The sequence below is a fragment of the Acetobacter sp. P1H12_c genome, assembly GCF_018811975.1.
GTDB lineage: Bacteria > Pseudomonadota > Alphaproteobacteria > Acetobacterales > Acetobacteraceae > Acetobacter > Acetobacter persici.
In genome coordinates this window covers 1-17,186 of record NZ_JACRVR010000046.1, presented here as the reverse complement: position 1 = coordinate 17,186, position 17,186 = coordinate 1, and the positions used below count along the sequence as shown (strand labels likewise).

The following is a 17,186-nucleotide window of genomic DNA, read 5'->3' as shown; positions in this document are numbered from 1 at the left end:
AGGCCGATCCTCATGGTGGCCCGGGTGATACCGACAGTTCGGACGAACAGACCCATTTGCGATTTCTGGTCAGCAAAGACATGCTCGACGCGGGATCGGATCACGGACTTTCCTGCATTGGACCGCTGGATATGGAGTGGCATGGGTTTGAGATGCGGCTTCTTCCTGTGAACCTTTGAGACAAAGCCCTGCTTTTCCATGAAGTCTTCATTGGCTTTTGAGCGATACGCTGTATCAGCCCAGACGCTTTGGAAGAAGAGAACCGTCGGCTGAAGCGGATGTATGCGGATCTGAGCATGCAGACGGATATCCTGAAGGAAGCCCTGGGAAAAAAATGAAGCGGCCAGCCCAGCGCCGGGAACTGGCCGCACAGGCTGTGGCGCATCACGGGGTCAGCATTGCGCTGGCCTGTCGGATTTTTGGGATATCCGAGACCTGCTTTCGCTATTGTCCGCGACTGGCGGCGGAGAACGACAGGATTGCCGATCTTCTGGTGGGACTGACCCAGGCTCACAGGAGATGGGGATTTGGCCTGTGTTTTCTGTATCTGCGTAACGTGCAGGGACAGGTCTGGAATCATAAGCGGGTTTATCGGATTTATCGGGAACTGGAACTCAACCTGCGGATTAAACCCCGCAGGCGTCTGGTTCGCGAAAAGCCTGGAAAGCTGTCGGTTCCGCTCCTTCCCAACACGGTCTGGTCCATGGATTTTATGGCGGACAGGCTTTTGGATGGACGCGCTTTTCGGCTCCTGAACATTCTGGATGACTTCAATCGTGAAGGACTGGCGATAGAGGTCGATTTTTCCCTGCCGGCCTGTCGGGTTGTCCGCTGTCTGGAGCAGGTTATGGAGTGGCGTGGCAGGCCAGAGGCTATCCGAATGGACAATGGCCCGGAATATGTCAGTCATACGTTGGTTTCATGGGCCGAAAAGAAGGGGATTACCCTGATCTATACGCAACCGGGTAATCCGCAGCAGAACGCCTATATTGAACGCTACAACAGGACTGTCCGGCAGGAATGGCTGGAGCAGCATCTGTTTGAAAGCATTCAGGACGTACAGGAGGTCGCAACACAATGGCTCTGGACATATAACAATGACAGACCCAACATGGGGAACAGCGGGTTCACGCCCGTCCAGAAACTAAAAGCAGCTGCCTGAATTCTCAGTCAGAACCCCACTAAAAATGGGGGGATTACCCCTCAACCGACTGTTGAAGCTGAAGTGACATAAATACCTCTCAATTCTCATTCGGTGTGCGGATAAGAATAACAATTATGTACCATTTTATCTATAGTCATATTGGGACTATCCGGAGCCACGGTGTATCAACGGCTGCATGGTGGTTTTTCCGGGAGGGTTCAAATGGGACAACGCGCGGTCATCTATTGCCGGGTTTCCACGGCTGATCAGTCCTGCGTGCGCCAGAAGGACGAGCTGAAGCGGTTTGCCGAACGCGCGGGCTATGAAGTGTCTGGCATTTTCATGGAGACCGGCTCTGGCGTCCGGGTGGATCGGACCGAGCGTCGCAAGGTCATGGCACTGGCCCAGGCCCGTGAAATTGACGCCATCCTGGTGACGGAGCTGTCCCGCTGGGGACGCTCGACTATTGATCTCATCTCCACGCTTCAGGAGCTGGAGAGCTATCGTGTTTCCCTGATCGCCATAACGGGAATGACGTTCGACTTGGCAACACCACATGGACGAATGCTGGCGACGGTTCTGGCCGGGATTGCTGAGTTCGAACGGGATCTGATTAGCGAGCGGGTGAAGTCTGGTCTGGCCGCCGCCAGGGCGCGCGGGAAGGTTCTCGGCCGACAGAAAGGACAGCGGCCGAAGTCTGACCGTCTGGCTCCGAAGGTTCTGGCGCTGGTGGCTGAAAAGCGGAGTTATCGGTGGATCGCCCGCGATCTGGGAATCAGCAAGAACACTGTCGCTGCCATTGTGCAAAGAGAAAGATAGCACGTCATCATGTTTATATGTTAACACAAAAACATGATAGCATTCTACAGGTGTTAACGGCATCGATCTGAGGCATGAGAAATGTTTGGTTCGATTAAATCGGCGGGTTTTTTTWGGAAGATATTGAGTTATCAAAATAACATGGTAATTAGTTAATGTGTTAACACGGAAACATGGTGGCATGAAAACAATCGCGATCATTAGTCAGAAGGGAGGCGCTGGGAAGACGACGCTTGCCCTACACTTGGCTACTAGTGCCAGTGCCGCTGGATACGTTTCTCTGATCCTCGATACCGATCCGCAGGCGACTGCAAGTTCATGGAAAGCGTGGCGGGGAGATGTCGAGCCTGATGTAGTGGATTGTGCGGCTCACGCCTTGTTATCAAGAAAGCTAGAACAAGCGTCCGAACTGGGCGCAGAACTATCGATAATAGATACCCCACCACATGCCGATATTATGGCGCGTGAGGCGTGTCGTGTCGCTGATTTCTTATTAATTCCATGCAGACCACGTGCTTTCGATATGGACGCTGTTAGAACAACGGCGGAGCTTGTGCGAGCCAGCGGCAAGCCTGCCTTCGTGATTTTTACTGCGGGTCCTCCTCGTGCGCCCCAAGTTTATAAGGAGGCGGCCGAGGTTGTGGCGCAGTTTGGTATCCCTGTTGCTCCTGTTGTTTTGCCCGAGCGTGCAGTTTTTCATCACAGCGTTGGTTCCGGTCGGACCGCGCAGGAAGCAGAGCCGGAAAGCAAGGCTGCTGCTGATATAGCACTGTTGTGGAATTGGGTATGTGGTCAAGTTAACATGCCATCACACAAACAAGATGACACAAAAGCACGTTAGCAATTTTCTAAGTTAAGGATATACGGCATGAGTCGGTTTGCTGGTCTCAAAAAAACGGTCGCGCCATCGGTTGTGGAACCGGCAGCGCAGACGGTGGTAGAGAAAGCCCGCCCACGTAATCCAAGAGAAGGTAAGCGGGCTGTGGTGGGGTATTTTTCCCCAGCAGTTAGTAAGGGATTACATCAACTTGCGCTTGATACCGATACAACTATTCAGGGTTTGATCGGGGAGGCTATTGATGACTTGATGCGTAAGCACGGTCGTCATCCTTTTGGAGAGCGCTGACTATCTATTTAGATAGATTATGCTTGTATATTTGTACAATCAGGGTTGACCACGCTTAGCAAACCACGTCTCGCAGAATTTGATGAAATGCCGCTCAGGGTTCTTCGGAGCGATCTCGTTATCACCCAGCCACATGCGCCATTCTCTTTCGAGATGATGCACATCCCACCCTGGCGCGATGTTCCGAGCGTCCCCGTAAATATCAGGATCAAGCGCACCCATCCAAGCCTCGGCTGCTGGCTCGGCAGCTTTCATTGTGCCGCGATTGATGAATGTTACCATGTCTTTCTGAGAATCGAATTCGACACGGTAATCCGGTAGATGATCGCTTGCAGCGAGGTTCTTTATCATCTGTCGGAATAATTTTTCTGGGCTTTGAGAGCCTGATTTTTTCAGTAGGATCTCAAGAGAGGCTTTCCATACCGCTTGCTGACCGCAATGTTTGCGGGCGAGTTCATAAACGCGTCGTTCCAGCGGTTTGCGTAGCCGGAAATAATCACGATGCAGTGTCAGAACATCATTGCTCTTAATTGCGTTAAAGACCCAATCCGACAGCTTGATCTCGCAATGCAATAGGCGACCGTCGAGGCCAAGTTTGCGGCGGATGGATGAAGCGTCGATCAGGCCAAAACCGTCCACCTGTTCTTCGTCGCCTGTAACAATGTTAGTGCGGATACGTGTGCCTTCAAGGCGGTCGAGGGCTTCGATGAGGGCTTTGTAGTCCTTCCCTGCCGTTCCGCGATTGGTGAAGATGAGTAAGTCACGGCTGCTGATCCGCACCCGTTGCGATACTTTTTCCCCGGCCTTTAGTTTCGCCATGATCTGCGAAATACAGTAAATCAGAATATCCTTATCGTAGATTGTAGCAAGGCCCTTCACGCTTGGCGTGATTTCCAGCCATTGCCCGTTATGTTCATAGCGACGAACGGAAGTCTCGGGTTTTTTCGACAGGGAATAGAACGGATGCTCCATTTGCGGCATCACGTCCTTAAGCACGGCATCTGCCACGTCGCAGATGAATAAGTCATGCTGCGGATGACGCTCCGGCAGGAGGGCCTCATGGACAACAGGCTGATTCGGGGTTTCAGATACCATGCCTAAAGTTCGGGGTTTTACATACCTGCGTCAAGTGATTCGGGGTTTTAAATACCGAAACCGAGATTCGGGGTTTTAAATACCAAGATTCGGGGTTTTAAATACCGTGATTCGGGGTTTTAAATACCAAACCGAAGAAAAACCCAGAAATTCTGTTTTTATATCAGTGTGTTAAATGGATGCTAGAATCGCTTAACACAGAATCTAACACCTATTTAACACCCTCTCTGACCATCTGATCTGTGGATAACTCACAAATCTCAAAAATTTCCAATCAAATTCGACCCAAGCACCGCCTCTTGGGGGCTACGCCCCCGCCGGCTCACGGCCTACGGCCGCCCCGATCGCGCTTCGCGCAATCTCCCACCCAGCATCCCCCTGCTCGGCCCTTTGGGCCTGCGCTGAACGGACACGCCTACGGCGCGAAATCATAATCTGACGATGCAATGCATCGTCTCTCCACCAACACCTCCCTCTCCTGCGTCGGCGCCTCTGGCGCCCTACGGGGCTCCCGCTCCGCGTTCGCCCGACGCCTGCAATATCAGAGGAACCGGGCAAGATCACAATTTGCTCAAGACACATCAGAGTTCAGGCGATCATTCAGCGGCTCACGTGTTGCAGCATGTCCACCAGACGCTACAGGATGGCCGTACAGGCGTTCCCATATGTAATTGCTATGTTGGGTGGAGATAACGGGAATTGCGCTTTGTACGGCCTCCCATGACGCTCTACGAGCTTTATCAGGGGTTGGTAGGCTGGCCATTTCTGTCTGACCGTCCAGATATTCTCCTCCTGACTTTTGGCGGGATAGTTCTGATTGAAAAAACCCAAGCGTTAGGGATATGGTGAATTATGCCGACGCTTCTACGCATCAATGGATTTCGTGTCGTGATTTACACGGCAGATCATGTGCCGATGCACGTTCACGTCATAAGCGCGGTGGGGAAGCGGTGATCAAAATTGGCAGGAAAGCCCGCCTGATACGGGCAGGTGGCATGAAGGATAAGGCTATACAGGAAGCCCTTGTCATCGTGCAGGACCACGCTGAGATGCTGGCGGAAGCATGGGAGACGATACATGGCGAATAACGTGAACTATCAGGCTGCTCGTGAAGCAGACGCGCTTCATCGAGCGACAGTTCCTCATGCGGTCTCCGCACGGTTGATCCGTGCGCGCCGCGCCCTTCATGTCACGCTCTCCAACGGTGTTGAAATGAACGTGCCTGTGGATCTGCTACAGGATCTGCAGGGGGCTTCCCTGAATGATCTGGCTGAGATCGAGATTACCCCGCTGGGGAATGGGCTTCACTGGCCCCGTCTTGATGCTGATGTCCTGGTCGAAGGTCTCATCCACGGTATCTACGGTTCCCGAAGCTGGATGGCAGCACAGATGGGACGTGTAGGCGGATCTTCCGTCAGTCCCGCAAAGGCGGCGGCCGCACGTCGGAATGGTGCGAAAGGCGGTCGGCCCAGAAACGTCGCGTAAGGAAAGACTGCTGATCACTGTGAGCTAGACAGGCCGGTGAGCATGGTGGTTGCTGAAATCGCAAATGGTTATTACATTAGTAATAACATTAGGGGGATTCACTATGGTCGAGCTGAAAGTGCGAAAGTTCGGAAACTCACTCGGGGTCGTGCTGCCCAAGGAAGTGATTTCACGGCTGAACACCCAGGACGGCGCGCCCCTGTATCTGACCGAAGCACCAGACGGCGGCTATCGGCTCGTACCCTATGATCCTGACTTCGAAACCAAAATGACAAAGGCTGAGGATATTATGCGGCGCTACCGTGATACGCTGCATGTTCTGGCCCAATGACAGCTTTCGTCTGGATAGACGAACGGGAAGCCCTGATCCTGCATGACCGGCTGTTGGGGGCGCATGGTGGTACTTCCGGCGTAAGGGATGCTGGTCTTCTGAAATCCGCGCTTGCCCGGCCACAGCAGCATGCGGTCTATGCAGATCCGCTGGATCCAGTGCATCTGGCGGCCGTCTATACGGCGGGTATCGTCAAAAACCATCCTTTCATCGACGGGAACAAGCGTACGGGCTTTGTGCTCGGTGTGCTGTTTCTGGAACTGAACGGCTATCGTTTCACGGCAGCCCAGGAAGATGCAGCAAATGCAGTTCTCGCGCTGGCGGCAGGTCAGATGGACGAACTGGGCTATGCGGCATTCCTGACCGCCAATGTCGCATCCGAAAGGGTATGACGGTAGGCGAAGAACGCGATGGGCGTGCTTTTTTCGTTTCCTGAGGTGGTCCTGGCGACATTTGCCTTGATAGACCAGACTAATATGACTAAGTCTTTTTTTGGTAGACTCAGGAGGCTTCCGTCATGCGCACAGTCAACATCCACGAAGCCAAGACGCATCTGTCCCGGCTGATTGACGCCGCCATGAAAGGAGAAAGCTTCATCATTGCCAAAGCCGGCCGGCCGATGGTGCGGGTCAGCCCGATTACGGCTCCTGAAGAGTTACAGCAACGGCGTCTGGGGTTTCTTGCCGGAAAAATCCGGGTGCCCGAGGATTTTGATCGCATGGGGCAGGACGAGATTGTGTCTCTGTTCGACGGTCCGACATGAAGCTCCTTCTGGATACCCATCTGCTGCTCTGGGCGGCCGGAGAGCCAGATAAGCTGTCAGCACGGGCGAGAACCCTGATGGAAGATCCGGGCAATGATCTGGTCTTCAGTGCGGCCAGTCTCTGGGAGATCACCATTAAGACCGGGCTGGGACGGGCAGACTTCCAGGTCGATCCTCATCTGCTGCGACGCGGTCTGATCGAAAACGGCTATGAGGAGTTACCGATCACCAGCCAGCATGCTCTGGCCGTGAGACAACAGCCAGATGTGTATCGGGATCCTTTTGACCGTATCTTGGTAGCTCAGGCCACAGTGGAAGGATTGCTTCTGCTGACCCATGATCCGCTGGTAAAGGCTTATCCTGGCCCGATCGAAGCCGTCTGAAGGATATCGATCACTATGAGCAGCAAAAGAGGTCCATGCCCTTGCTGGACAGTGAAGAAGCGGCCGAGGATTTCGGCGTGACCGCCGATCTGACCCAATATGATCTGTCCGGTTTCAAGCCCATGCGCTTTGAGATCGAACCCAAGGCGGCCGCCCTCAACATGCGCCTGCCAGCGTCCCTGCTGGACGCAGTGAAAACTAGAGCGAAGGCAAAGGGCATCCCATACACACGCTATGTCCGGATGCTGCTGGAGACCGATATAGCACAGATGAGATAAAGCGTATTCCAGCCAAAACAGAGGAGATCGGGCGATGGCGGGAAAACTCCCCATGTCTCGCACCTATCATCACAGCCGCAAATACGGTCATGATTACCGCTGCGCCAATTGGCAGGATCGCGAGACACTCCATTGAATGGCGGGGCTGCTGAGGTGAGGCCAAAATAGCAGCGCTATATAATTTTGTGACACGTCACGATTTTTATATTATAGTGACGTATCACGAAATAAGAGATCACCATGACAGATACGCCAGCACCTAAAAAACGCGGTAGGCCTCCTTTGGGTAAAAAGGCGATGACACCAGCGCAAAGGAAGGCGCGGCAACGCTCCAAATCAGAAACCGCTCCTGAAGGTGCCACGAAAGAACAGTTTTGTGGCAGCCTGATCCGGGATCAGATTCCTTATTTCGTGACACGTCACATAATAAATCAAACGACATGGAAGCCAGAATATCGGCAGTTTTGGGAAGCGCTTGGTATCCATTCAGGCAAGTCCCGCAAGCAGGCTGAGGAATGGTTTTTCTCTGAACGCTTGGCAAAGATAATTCGTGACACGTCACAAAAATAGAAACAAGAGGAGATCTGTTTCCGCCCAGACTTGGCGCATCGCTCAGATTGGCCTGTAAATGGCTCAGGAATGGGGTGTGTGGGTTTAATATAGCTGGAAACGGTCAGGGGCGCGTCATGGGCCATTCTAGGCCATTACCGGAAGTGGGTACGCACCATGTCCCTTTCTGGTCGGTTCTGATCTTGTAGCCTTCGATCTTGCACAGACCGAACGCCTGAATCTGTCCCGCCCTGTCCATTTCGTAGGCCAAGCGGCCCGATGGTGAGGATAACCACCATCATTCATTGGAACACGATTTACAACCATGGGCTATTGCCAGAGCTTTCTGAGCACAAATTATTCGGTTTTTGAGGAGCGCTTCTTGCCTTCCCACACAGGCAATCTGGCGTATTCAACCGATCCCTGTGCCATACGGATATCCTGACGGGTTGAATTCGCACGCGTCAGAAGCAGGATTTCCAGCACCATAGCCATCAGCTCGTCCGGGATGTCATCCGGCTCCTGTGAGCCGGTCGCGTCCGGTGCAGTGGGTTTGGTAGCAACCTTCCGGTTCAGGTCATCCAGAAGGTCTGTAACCAGCCTCATGTCCTGACGAAGGTCCACCAGTCTTTCATTCATGCTGACCAGTTTGCGGTCACTTTTGGACTGTCTCAAAACGGTGTCCCGAATATAGCCAGACACGTTGCCATCAAGAGCAACCTCCTGAAGCCATTCAGCTTCGTCTTCGGTGAATCTCACCGTGTATTTGCGTTCTCGCATAACGGTTTCTGTCCAATGGATATCATTTTGTCGGACGTATTGTCGCAGAAAATAGCCATAAAATCAATGAAATGTCCGACACGTGTCGGACACACAAACTGTATAGATCGAACAAAGTCTTTTGTTTTCAATGCGTTATGCAGTCCAGCGGACTGCGTCATGTGTATAGCCAGATTAAGGAGCAAAAACCGTCAGAACAGGGCAGAAACAAGACCTTTCCCACACCCATTTATGCAGAAAACAGCGTCCTCTTTCAGCAAGCGCGAGCGAGCATCCGTGAAAACAGACAAAATACGCAAAAAATAGTCAGAAAATATTCAAAAAGTAGGCAAAAAGTAGGCAAAATGGAGAAGAAAAAACACCCCAAAAATTGAATGAGATAGGCAAAAAATAGGCAAAAAGTAGTCAAAAAACCCAGAGGAAATCCGGGGTAGTCAAGAAATAGGCAAAAAGTATGCAGAAAGTAGGCAAATGGGCTAGATAGTCTCAATAGGTCTTTCTGCCGAAAAGAGGGCATCATGACGGAGAAAAGGAAAGTGGAAGAATCCCAAAAATATGACGGCGTTACCATTTCTGGACTCGTAAGAAAGCATCTCCCAGAAATAGAACAGCGCATGGTCGAAGGCGAAAGCCGAGACCGCGTTTTAGCTTGGCTAAGAGAGAAGACAGGGCGAGAGATAGAGAGAACGGCTTTCTTGTCAGCGTTTTACAGGGCCAGAAAATGGGCCGAGAAAAACAAGATCAAAGCTGCCTATCTTTCCGCGTTATCGGCTCAGCCAGTCCAGTCTGTAGCACCTGAGCTAGCGACCCTGACGCTCCCTAAGAAGAAACCGGAAAAGAATGTCGAACGAGCAGAAGACAAACCAGAAGTCAGACGCGAAAACGTTCTCCCGGAAAACCCAACCGGGCAGCAGCGTCTTCGTGCTGCTCTCAATGTCAAAACTCCAGACCTTGATTGGGGGGTAGACGACAGGTTCGCCAAGTATCGAAATGGGAAATAGCCACACGGCTGCCCCATGAATAACGCTGCTCAAACGGTTGAGAATATGTCTTCTGAACTGCTCAGAAGGCGTCGGGTTATCCTCGTATGGTAGCTGTCAGCGTGGGAAAGATAAACAAATCCCGCCAATAAGGCGGGATCTGCTTCGACCCTTTCTCTACTCTCTAAGAAAGGTAACCTGCCTTATCTTACGGCAGAGGGGCTGACAGGAGAAGGGGGCGTATCTGTCAGTGTGTCAGATTTGACACCCCGCAGGAATTCATCCGGGGTTGTTTCAAGGCAGTTGGCCAGTTCGAACAGGGTGATGACCGTCGGGTTGCGATGCCCTTTCTCCAGGCCGCTGAGATATTGCTGACTGAAGCCTGAGCGGTCTGAGACCTGCTCCTGCGTCAGGCCACGTGCCTTGCGCAGACGTGCAAAATTCACTCCCACAAGGCGGCGCATATCCATGCATCCGCAATGGCAGATTACATATTATAATATTATCAACTATAATATGTATTTTGAGGAGCCGTTCTCATGAAACATGCACAGAGTGCTTTTCATCCTAAAATCTGCATTCTTTCGGCAGCAGGAGGTTGCGGGAAAACCACGCTGGCCGTGAATCTTTTCCGGCCCTTTCTGGAAAATCCTCTCATGCTTTTCATGGGGCCATTTCCGGAGACAATGTTTTCCCTCAGGGGCATGGAGGCGCACTTCATGCGAGGATCTGAGGTGGATGACATGGTAGCGCAGATCGTGATGTATGCAGACCGCCCCATCATTGCCGATATCCGCATGAATGTGGTGGAAGCGTTTCTGGCGGGGATCAGAGATTTTCTGACGCCCAAAGATGCCTTCTTTGATCTGTTTGTCATTCCAGTGACAGCAGATCCTTACAGTCTGCACAGAGGGATGTGGACGGCAGACCGTCTTCATGAGGCCGATGTGCCGTGGGAGAAAATCCTGTTTCTTCCTGCGCGGGTGAAAGAGGGAGCAGAAAAGGACGCGCTCAACACCGTGCGGCAGGAGGTCAGGGATCACTATGCTGAGAACACAGGTCCCCGGATCTTTGAAAAAGGTTTTATCGAGGAAAATCCGACTTTTGACAGCATGTATGACGTCGGTATCTGTCTGGCGGATCTGTCAGAAGTTCCTGGTACACCAGGGAGGTGGTCGCTGTGCAGTCAGTCTGAGCATGGGGCGGAAAAACCCTCTCGAACTTTTATTCGTCTTGCCGGAGAGATGGCATATCTTCGGCCCCGGATGGAACGTGTCTTCAATGAGGTGATGACGTATCTGCCAGAGTCTTCTTGGGCCTGAATGGGGTATAGGAATTCAGCAGACCGTCATATGTCAAAGAAACCGGATTTCTTTGACGGATTGTTCTGACGTGTTAGAAAAAATGGATATCGCTACCACGTCAGGATATCATGTTAACGCCAACCTACCTTATTCGACCTTTGCCGCCTCAGACGGAGATAGAAACGGTTCCGGTTCTCAAGGCGCTGGTCGAGGCCAATAAGGCTCTGGCTGAACTGAAGGGGCGGGCAGCGACCATTCCCAATCAGGGGATCCTGATTGATACGCTGGCTTTACAGGAAGCCAAGGCGTCCTCGGAAATCGAGAATATCGTCACCACCCAGGATGAGCTTTTCCAGGCTGATCTGTTTCCCGAGGGGCCGGACTCAGTGGCGGCCAAGGAGGTCGCCCTGTACCGCGATGCCCTTCATCTTGGGTTTCAGCAGCTGAAAGAAACCGACGGGTTGATCCTGAACAAGGGGCTGATCACGATTTTCCAGAGGCTCAAGAAGCGGGGAGATGGGTTTCGAAACACCCCGGGAACGGCCCTGAAGAATGAGCGCACTGGGGAATTGGTCTTTGTGCCGCCGCAGGATGGACGGGAGATTATCCGGCATATGTCGGATCTGGAGCGGTTCGTGAATGATGACGGACTCTGTGATCTGGATCCGCTCATTAAGATGGCTCTGATCCACCATCAGTTTGAGAGCATTCACCCGTTCCCGGATGGAAATGGTCGTGTCGGGCGGATCCTGAACGTGTTGTATCTGACCCGGACCAGCCTTTTGGATATCCCGATCCTCTACCTGTCGCGCTACATCACACGCCACAAGGATGAGTATTATCACCTGTTGCAGAAGGTGCGGGATGAAGGGGCATGGGAGGCGTGGATTCTCTACATGCTGCGTGCCGTGGCTGAGACATCTAGGATTACCCTGGAGCTGATTGAGGGCATGCGGGCGCAGATGGCCACCATGAAGCAGCGGATGCGGACGGAACTGCCCAAAATTTACAGCCAGGAGTTGCTGAACAACCTGTTCCGACATCCTTACACGAAAATCGAGTATGTCCAGGCAGATCTGAACATCGCGCGTCAGACGGCAGGGAAATACCTCGACCAGCTCTCAGAGAAAGGCTTGCTGTCCAAGCACCGCTCAGGGCGGAGCAATTATTATATCAACGCACCTCTGGTCCGCCTCTTCCTGGAGGTGTCCGGTGGTGCATGAGGTGTATGATCTGTTTTTCGAACGTATGGAATTTTACGCATGAATCCCGTTGAGATTGAAGAAGCTGTCTCCCGGATTGCCGAGGCACCTTTTAATCCCGGGGAATTTCCTTTCGAGTTCCTGCAAGCGCTCAGAAACCGCGATGTTACGATCAAGCGGCTTCGCAAGGATATCGTCTATAATAAGCGCCACTTTCTGTTCTTGGAGCGGATTAACGCGCCTCGCGGTAACCCAGAGCACGACCCCCTCGCTTTGCTTGAATCTCAGAGCGAAAATCGGGCAAAGAAACCAGAAATTAACACGTCAAAAACCTAAAATCAGGCACAAGAGCAGCCAGTCAAAGGTTTTTTGAAGTCTCCAGGTTCTGTCTGGTATTATTGTGACAGGTTACAAGAAAAACCCGGAGACGTGAAGTCACCGGGTTCATTTTTGTTATGCCTGAAGAGCTATGTCTAGTGTCGTGTCTGTCATCAGATAGGGACCAGAGGCGAGAATTTGAACGGATAATAGAGCAATGCTGCCCAAGGGGCGATGTCCTAGAGAAAGAAGAGCATTTCCTTCGGTCCAACGCATCGTTCCGTCTTCGACATTACTCCAGCCTGAAAGATTCTCGTCAGTGAAATGAGCGCTCAGCATGCGGGTTGCGTTACTTTCGAACAGTCTGATCTCACCGACGAGAACCCCTAGTGTCCGACGATCATCTACAAAGGGGCCAAGCGCATCACATGGACGACTAGCACGAGAGACGATCCGAACGCTGTCGACGCCGACAGGAATCATGAAGATAATCTGATCATTATTCGTCCGGGCTGCCCGGATTGTTGCGCCTGTATCGGTCACAAGGTGCAGGTCGCTGTCATAGGTCAGAGGCTGGGCTTCGGAGTGTACCGGGCAATTCTGCTCTTTGGCACGGACTTCAATCTGACGGTAAATCGGCTCGACGGCTTCACGCGACACGGTGAGAGGGGCTGCGGCATTATCCCAGGAGAGATCACGGCTAAGAGGGATGGAGACGACAGCATTATTTTGACGGAAAGCGCGACGGTTTCCGGTATCGAGATAGCTTTCTGTCAGCATACCGTCAGCCATGATGACGGAGTGATCAGCGGTTTCGATGTGATAGTAGTCGTAAGACGTGATCGAGGTGTCATAGAAGATCGAACGCCCATTCACGAGCATACGGGCCGGCACGAACTTACCGTCAAAGAAGAGGCAGTGCTCAGCCGTGATCAGCATGTCTTTAAAGGGAACGCCCTCAGAGATCGCATTTTTGAGAATGCGAACGGGATATCCTGCCTGATCTAAAGCAACATGCGGACGGACTGTGCAGCGGGCCTGGCCGGCCCATGTCACCTGGCGGACCGTCTCGGTCCCATCGACATATGCTGTGACGTTATCACCGACTGCCAGATTTTCGACGGCAATCGTTCCAGACGGGGTTGAGATAAGGCTACCCGCAAGGAAGCAGACTTCAGCAACAGACCCGCCATTGCCATCACTAACGAGAGCGAAACCTGTCGTTTTGACGCCTTCGATATTAAGGGTGATGGTTTTTCCACTGCTTAACGTTACGACCACCTGATCGTTGGACGGATAGCTGTATGTTGCACCCGTAGGAGAAACGCCGGCCAGATCTATTGAATCTGAATCACCGGGTCCCGTTCCTGTATACCCACTGATAACCGTACTGACTGTACCACCATTTTCGAGACCCGAAATGGTCAGTCCGTGGTTGGTGTCTCCTACGAGGTCAATGGTTCCACCAGCATTGTTCCAGATCGTTGCAGAGCCGCCATTGGCTATTGTGACAACACCTGAAATTGCTGCTGAACTTGCAACAGTAAGCGATCCGCCACTCGACACTGTCGTTGTGCCCACGACGCTGCCAGCGTCAGCATCAATGGCCCCGCCACTGGTAATGGTATTATCCTGAGCGACACCACTGGAATTGATTTCCAGCACACCGCCAGAGTTAACGATTGTTCCGGAAGCTGTACCAGCGAGGCCAAGACCGCCGCCACTGGAAATAACGGTGTTATAGGCGGTTGCCCCGGCATCAACAACGAGGGTACCCAGCGTTTCAAGTGTCAGATTTGAGGTTGTAGCACCCGAACTCACATGCATTATGGCACGATTGTCAATTGTCGTCGTGGTCAGGCTTCCACCAGATTCGACGTAACCTGTGAACTGATTTGTGGTGTTACTTATGTCGCCGTGAATTGTACTCCCTTCTAACAAACCGCCAGAAGTGATTTTCAGAACGGCGTCTGCATCAATCGTAACATTTGATCCAGTACCCTGAATACCTACAATAGCTCCGCTGGATGCGACAATGTTGGACGTCACCCCCCCCGCATATACGGAGACAGTATTTCCAGACAGAAAGGTGCCACCAGAAAGAGTAGCGCCGTCTTTGACGATAACTGTTGCGCTTCCTGCAAGAGGATTTTCGCCATCGCTTACTCCACTCTCTAAAGTTACGGTTCCACCGCTTGAAGTCCAATTAAAATATGGCTTTTCGTAAGCAAAAATGGTTCCACCATTCAAAGTAATGGTTTCGAGAGTTGCTCCTGGATTTACAGTTAAACTGCCTCCGTCGTTAATTGTTGCGGTAGCCAGAGTTCCGCCGGAATTGACGGTTATAATGCCGCCAGAGGTTATGGTCTCGTTGTGATAGTATCCACCGCTTTGCACAGTAACTGAAGAAAAAGGCGACCCATAAAAATTAGCAGGAGTAGTTCCGTTTCCAACCACGCTATCTATATAGAGTATTCCACCAGATACATAGCTCATTTTAATTTCTCCGAATGAATTTAATTCTATTCATCACCATTTCTGCGGTGATAAGTTTTGTGCACTCGAACTGCCTGTCGGAGTTTTTGTGCCGCGGGCACCACAAAAAATCGTGGTGATCAAAACGCTCCTTCGGATCATTCCAGCATGAATTACAGGTGTGCCAGTTGATCACGCGTCCGGGCGTTTCGAATTCGTTATTAGGGTGGGTAAATCCTGAAATCATGATCACAGGACAGCCTGCAGACCATGCAAGCCAGGCTAAACCTGAACTGCCGCCGATAAAAAAAGCTGCATGCTTAAGCCAGCGTGCTCGTTCTGCCAGAGGACGATTTCCTGTCTGGTCTTCAGCTCCATGCGGCAAGTGATTCCAGGCTATACCTGTGCCATGCTCGGCCTTCTGATCGATACAGACGACGCGATACCCTTGCTCTTTAAGCCACGTGATCAGTTCGCGCCAACCTGTCGGGTTATTCCAATATTTACATTGGGAACTCGCCTGTACGGCGATACAGACGTAAGGCTCTTTTAGAGGACAGCTTTCATCAGGAAGAATAATCTTTGCAGGCTCTTCTTCAGGGGAAATCCCAAGGATATAGGCGGCGGTTTTATGTAACCCGACATATCGAAAATCAGTCGGTTGCCAGTCACATGCCACGTCATCAAAAAACAGCCCTAAACTGTAGGTCGCGTAGAATGTGTCCGTGAGTTTTTGGTCAATGACCTCCTCGTGCGTAAAAAAGCTAATATGGGAATACGCTTTCTCAAATAGAGGACTGATGAGGCCTGAAAGAGCGCAGGTGACATGGGCACCATGTTTTTTCGCAAAGTGGTTTGCATAGGGCATCCATGCCAATGTGTCGCCGAGAGTGCCCACCGGGAATTGGATTAGAATCGCATTGTTTTGTGGGTCGAAGTGATGACTGAAAATCTTTTTCTCTGATTTTACGCCACCTTGAGGCTGACTTTCGATCCAAGCATCTATGCCAAAGCGAACATACCAACGCTTGCTAGAATGAATGAAGCCTGTTGAGATGCCGGTTTTCTCGAAGAGAATATTACCCGTATCAAGGTCTTTAAGTCGGACGTGCCATGTTTTCCCGTCTTCCAGTAATGGCAGTTGGACACGACACCCGAAATTGAAATCAAACCGAATGCCATGATGTGCTTCTTGAGTTGGGATTGACGCTGAAGGGGGGTAGGTTGGCTTATCGGAGGCTTGGGAGCCAAGAGGTTGTGCATGGCTCGAAGTTGCCTTTTGATCACTGCATATTGGACTCTGAAGCATTAATTAAGACGTTCCAAAATTTTATCGCGAAATGGCAACTCCCAGATAATGGTTAATAAAATAAAAATCATCAAGTTAATGTTTTTTTCACAACAACAAAAATATTTCACGTGGCTGGATGGATCGAAGACCTCCCCACCTTTAGAGCCTGTTTGAGAATGAGTTGATGCGGTGGCTTGGGCGTGATTCAAGCTGGGGATGTGGACCCGAGCGAGCCGTGGCCGGATGGCTGGATTTGAGAAGCGATTAAAGCGCTACCCGACCGATCTGACAGAAGAGGAATGACTGTTCATTCAGCCGTTTCTGCCGTCAGCGGCCAAGCGCGGTCGCAAGCCTGCGACGGACCTGCGCGATGTGCTTGATGCGCTTCGCTATCTGGCACGAACAGGCGGTGGATGGCGTATGCTGCCGAACGACTTCCCGCCCTGGCAGACAGTGTATTGGTGGTTCCGCCGCTTCATACGCCGGCTCCTGTTCCGCACGATCCACGACGTCGCGCTGATGCTCGACCGTGAACGCGAAGGGCGCGAGCAGAGCCCGACGGCCGCCGTGGTTGATAGCCAGTCCATCAAGGCACCAGCCGCGGAAAAGCGGGGTGACGTGCCCCCTTTTTTGTATCCACTTAAAAGGAGAGTTCCCGTTTTTATGGCTTGGGGTTGATGGAATGACAAGGGTCTCGGGGGCATGCCCCCGAGACCCTTGTCTGGCGATCTGATCCGGTGTCCTGCCATCCAGCTGGGAATGGGGACGCACCKTATTGTAGTCTTCCCGCCAGTCAGCCAGAACCTGTCGGGCATGGCTGAGAGACGTGAACAGCGTCTCGTTGAGGCATTCATCCCTCAACC

At 52.0% G+C, this 17,186-nt stretch carries 20 protein-coding genes and 3 pseudogenes; 16 read left to right on the top strand and 7 right to left on the bottom strand.

Annotated features, from left to right (window positions below):
• Positions 1–308: transposase (locus KP699_RS14750; protein ID WP_374196959.1), on the bottom strand; the 308-nt coding region annotated here is incomplete at its 3' end.
• On the opposite strand from KP699_RS14750, the pseudogene KP699_RS14745 reads away from it, so the two are divergent.
• From KP699_RS14745 to KP699_RS14730, 4 genes and pseudogenes are all read left to right on the top strand, one after another.
• Positions 249–1,162 (top strand): annotated as a pseudogene (locus KP699_RS14745) (IS3 family transposase); the annotation flags it as partial. The gene KP699_RS14750 and the pseudogene KP699_RS14745 sit on opposite strands and share 60 nt — an antisense overlap.
• A gap of 204 nt (positions 1,163–1,366) precedes the next feature.
• A complete protein-coding gene (locus tag KP699_RS14740; protein ID WP_215763156.1) occupies positions 1,367–1,963 on the top strand; it encodes a recombinase family protein in 597 nt (198 codons plus the stop codon).
• Between the two features lie 181 nt (positions 1,964–2,144).
• Positions 2,145–2,804, top strand: coding sequence for a ParA family partition ATPase (gene parA / locus KP699_RS14735; RefSeq protein ID WP_215763155.1), 660 nt, complete (start codon positions 2,145–2,147; stop codon positions 2,802–2,804).
• Positions 2,805–2,831: 27 nt separating this feature from the next.
• Positions 2,832–3,089: a ribbon-helix-helix domain-containing protein gene (locus KP699_RS14730; RefSeq protein WP_010505208.1), complete on the top strand. Its 258-nt coding sequence runs from the start codon at positions 2,832–2,834 to the stop codon at positions 3,087–3,089.
• 39 nt (positions 3,090–3,128) lie between these two features.
• Here the strand turns inward: KP699_RS14730 and KP699_RS14725 are convergent, their stop codons facing one another.
• On the bottom strand, positions 3,129–4,184 hold the full coding sequence (locus KP699_RS14725; protein ID WP_215763154.1) for a replication initiator protein A: 1,056 nt from the start codon (positions 4,182–4,184) through the stop codon (positions 3,129–3,131).
• A gap of 1,077 nt (positions 4,185–5,261) precedes the next feature.
• Here KP699_RS14725 and KP699_RS14715 point away from each other — a divergent pair.
• From KP699_RS14715 to KP699_RS14685, 7 genes are all read left to right on the top strand, one after another.
• Positions 5,262–5,669: a DUF2442 domain-containing protein gene (locus tag KP699_RS14715; protein ID WP_215763153.1), complete on the top strand. Its 408-nt coding sequence runs from the start codon at positions 5,262–5,264 to the stop codon at positions 5,667–5,669.
• Between the two features lie 103 nt (positions 5,670–5,772).
• A complete protein-coding gene (locus tag KP699_RS14710; RefSeq protein WP_019088712.1) occupies positions 5,773–6,000 on the top strand; it encodes an AbrB/MazE/SpoVT family DNA-binding domain-containing protein in 228 nt (75 codons plus the stop codon).
• On the top strand, positions 5,997–6,392 hold the full coding sequence (locus KP699_RS14705) for a type II toxin-antitoxin system death-on-curing family toxin (RefSeq protein WP_215763152.1): 396 nt from the start codon (positions 5,997–5,999) through the stop codon (positions 6,390–6,392). The genes KP699_RS14710 and KP699_RS14705 overlap by 4 nt, the downstream gene beginning before the upstream one ends.
• Positions 6,393–6,517: 125 nt before the next feature.
• Positions 6,518–6,763 carry a type II toxin-antitoxin system Phd/YefM family antitoxin gene (locus KP699_RS14700; protein WP_215763151.1) on the top strand — a complete coding sequence of 82 codons (246 nt, stop codon included), beginning with the start codon at positions 6,518–6,520 and terminating at the stop codon, positions 6,761–6,763.
• Positions 6,760–7,146: a type II toxin-antitoxin system VapC family toxin gene (locus KP699_RS14695; protein WP_215763150.1), complete on the top strand. Its 387-nt coding sequence runs from the start codon at positions 6,760–6,762 to the stop codon at positions 7,144–7,146. Before KP699_RS14700 ends, KP699_RS14695 begins: the two co-directional genes overlap by 4 nt.
• Before the next feature lie 35 nt (positions 7,147–7,181).
• Positions 7,182–7,424 carry a BrnA antitoxin family protein gene (locus KP699_RS14690; protein ID WP_215763149.1) on the top strand — a complete coding sequence of 81 codons (243 nt, stop codon included), beginning with the start codon at positions 7,182–7,184 and terminating at the stop codon, positions 7,422–7,424.
• A gap of 240 nt (positions 7,425–7,664) precedes the next feature.
• Positions 7,665–7,994 carry a hypothetical protein gene (locus KP699_RS14685; protein ID WP_215763148.1) on the top strand — a complete coding sequence of 110 codons (330 nt, stop codon included), beginning with the start codon at positions 7,665–7,667 and terminating at the stop codon, positions 7,992–7,994.
• Between the two features lie 336 nt (positions 7,995–8,330).
• On the opposite strand, the gene KP699_RS14680 is transcribed toward KP699_RS14685, so the two are convergent.
• Entirely contained in the window at positions 8,331–8,753 is a 423-nt protein-coding gene (locus KP699_RS14680; protein ID WP_215763147.1) for a hypothetical protein, read from the bottom strand.
• Between the two features lie 518 nt (positions 8,754–9,271).
• Here KP699_RS14680 and KP699_RS14675 point away from each other — a divergent pair.
• Entirely contained in the window at positions 9,272–9,754 is a 483-nt protein-coding gene (locus KP699_RS14675) for a hypothetical protein (RefSeq protein WP_252347112.1), read from the top strand.
• 182 nt (positions 9,755–9,936) lie between these two features.
• Here the strand turns inward: KP699_RS14675 and KP699_RS14670 are convergent, their stop codons facing one another.
• Positions 9,937–10,197: a helix-turn-helix domain-containing protein gene (locus KP699_RS14670; protein WP_252347111.1), complete on the bottom strand. Its 261-nt coding sequence runs from the start codon at positions 10,195–10,197 to the stop codon at positions 9,937–9,939.
• A gap of 255 nt (positions 10,198–10,452) precedes the next feature.
• Between KP699_RS14670 and KP699_RS14665 the strand changes: the two genes are divergently transcribed.
• From KP699_RS14665 to KP699_RS14655, 3 genes are all read left to right on the top strand, one after another.
• Positions 10,453–11,055, top strand: coding sequence for a hypothetical protein (locus tag KP699_RS14665; RefSeq protein WP_215763145.1), 603 nt, complete (start codon positions 10,453–10,455; stop codon positions 11,053–11,055).
• Between the two features lie 110 nt (positions 11,056–11,165).
• Positions 11,166–12,260 carry a Fic family protein gene (locus tag KP699_RS14660; protein ID WP_215763144.1) on the top strand — a complete coding sequence of 365 codons (1,095 nt, stop codon included), beginning with the start codon at positions 11,166–11,168 and terminating at the stop codon, positions 12,258–12,260.
• 39 nt (positions 12,261–12,299) lie between these two features.
• Entirely contained in the window at positions 12,300–12,575 is a 276-nt protein-coding gene (locus KP699_RS14655; protein ID WP_215763143.1) for a hypothetical protein, read from the top strand.
• Positions 12,576–12,692: 117 nt separating this feature from the next.
• Here KP699_RS14655 and KP699_RS14650 read toward each other — a convergent pair whose 3' ends face one another.
• Together KP699_RS14650 and KP699_RS14645 are read right to left on the bottom strand one after the other, a co-directional pair.
• Positions 12,693–15,053, bottom strand: a complete 2,361-nt coding sequence (locus KP699_RS14650; RefSeq protein WP_215763142.1) for a Hint domain-containing protein — start codon at positions 15,051–15,053, stop codon at positions 12,693–12,695.
• A 1-nt stretch (position 15,054) separates the two neighbouring features.
• The gene (locus tag KP699_RS14645) at positions 15,055–16,341 is read right to left on the bottom strand and encodes an autotransporter strand-loop-strand O-heptosyltransferase (RefSeq protein WP_215763141.1); all 1,287 of its coding nucleotides are present in this window, start codon (positions 16,339–16,341) and stop codon (positions 15,055–15,057) included.
• 198 nt (positions 16,342–16,539) lie between these two features.
• Here KP699_RS14645 and KP699_RS14640 point away from each other — a divergent pair.
• Positions 16,540–16,983 (top strand): annotated as a pseudogene (locus KP699_RS14640) (transposase); the annotation flags it as partial.
• Positions 16,984–17,046: 63 nt separating this feature from the next.
• On the opposite strand, the pseudogene KP699_RS14635 reads toward KP699_RS14640, so the two are convergent.
• Positions 17,047–17,186, bottom strand: a pseudogene (locus KP699_RS14635) (transposase); the annotation flags it as partial.

Bases quoted from the DNA above. Each gene is read 5' to 3' on its own strand.
- KP699_RS14740 (WP_215763156.1), top strand. From the start codon at position 1,367: ATGGGACAACGCGCGGTCATCTATTGCCGGGTTTCCACGGCTGATCAG.
- parA (WP_215763155.1), top strand. From the start codon at position 2,145: ATGAAAACAATCGCGATCATTAGTCAGAAGGGAGGCGCTGGGAAGACG.
- KP699_RS14730 (WP_010505208.1), top strand. From the start codon at position 2,832: ATGAGTCGGTTTGCTGGTCTCAAAAAAACGGTCGCGCCATCGGTTGTG.
- KP699_RS14725 (WP_215763154.1), bottom strand. From the start codon at position 4,184: ATGGTATCTGAAACCCCGAATCAGCCTGTTGTCCATGAGGCCCTCCTG.
- KP699_RS14715 (WP_215763153.1), top strand. From the start codon at position 5,262: ATGGCGAATAACGTGAACTATCAGGCTGCTCGTGAAGCAGACGCGCTT.
- KP699_RS14710 (WP_019088712.1), top strand. From the start codon at position 5,773: ATGGTCGAGCTGAAAGTGCGAAAGTTCGGAAACTCACTCGGGGTCGTG.
- KP699_RS14705 (WP_215763152.1), top strand. From the start codon at position 5,997: ATGACAGCTTTCGTCTGGATAGACGAACGGGAAGCCCTGATCCTGCAT.
- KP699_RS14700 (WP_215763151.1), top strand. From the start codon at position 6,518: ATGCGCACAGTCAACATCCACGAAGCCAAGACGCATCTGTCCCGGCTG.
- KP699_RS14695 (WP_215763150.1), top strand. From the start codon at position 6,760: ATGAAGCTCCTTCTGGATACCCATCTGCTGCTCTGGGCGGCCGGAGAG.
- KP699_RS14690 (WP_215763149.1), top strand. From the start codon at position 7,182: ATGCCCTTGCTGGACAGTGAAGAAGCGGCCGAGGATTTCGGCGTGACC.
- KP699_RS14685 (WP_215763148.1), top strand. From the start codon at position 7,665: ATGACAGATACGCCAGCACCTAAAAAACGCGGTAGGCCTCCTTTGGGT.
- KP699_RS14680 (WP_215763147.1), bottom strand. From the start codon at position 8,753: ATGCGAGAACGCAAATACACGGTGAGATTCACCGAAGACGAAGCTGAA.
- KP699_RS14675 (WP_252347112.1), top strand. From the start codon at position 9,272: ATGACGGAGAAAAGGAAAGTGGAAGAATCCCAAAAATATGACGGCGTT.
- KP699_RS14670 (WP_252347111.1), bottom strand. From the start codon at position 10,197: ATGCGCCGCCTTGTGGGAGTGAATTTTGCACGTCTGCGCAAGGCACGT.
- KP699_RS14665 (WP_215763145.1), top strand. From the start codon at position 10,453: ATGCGAGGATCTGAGGTGGATGACATGGTAGCGCAGATCGTGATGTAT.
- KP699_RS14660 (WP_215763144.1), top strand. From the start codon at position 11,166: ATGTTAACGCCAACCTACCTTATTCGACCTTTGCCGCCTCAGACGGAG.
- KP699_RS14655 (WP_215763143.1), top strand. From the start codon at position 12,300: ATGAATCCCGTTGAGATTGAAGAAGCTGTCTCCCGGATTGCCGAGGCA.
- KP699_RS14650 (WP_215763142.1), bottom strand. From the start codon at position 15,053: ATGAGCTATGTATCTGGTGGAATACTCTATATAGATAGCGTGGTTGGA.
- KP699_RS14645 (WP_215763141.1), bottom strand. From the start codon at position 16,341: ATGCTTCAGAGTCCAATATGCAGTGATCAAAAGGCAACTTCGAGCCAT.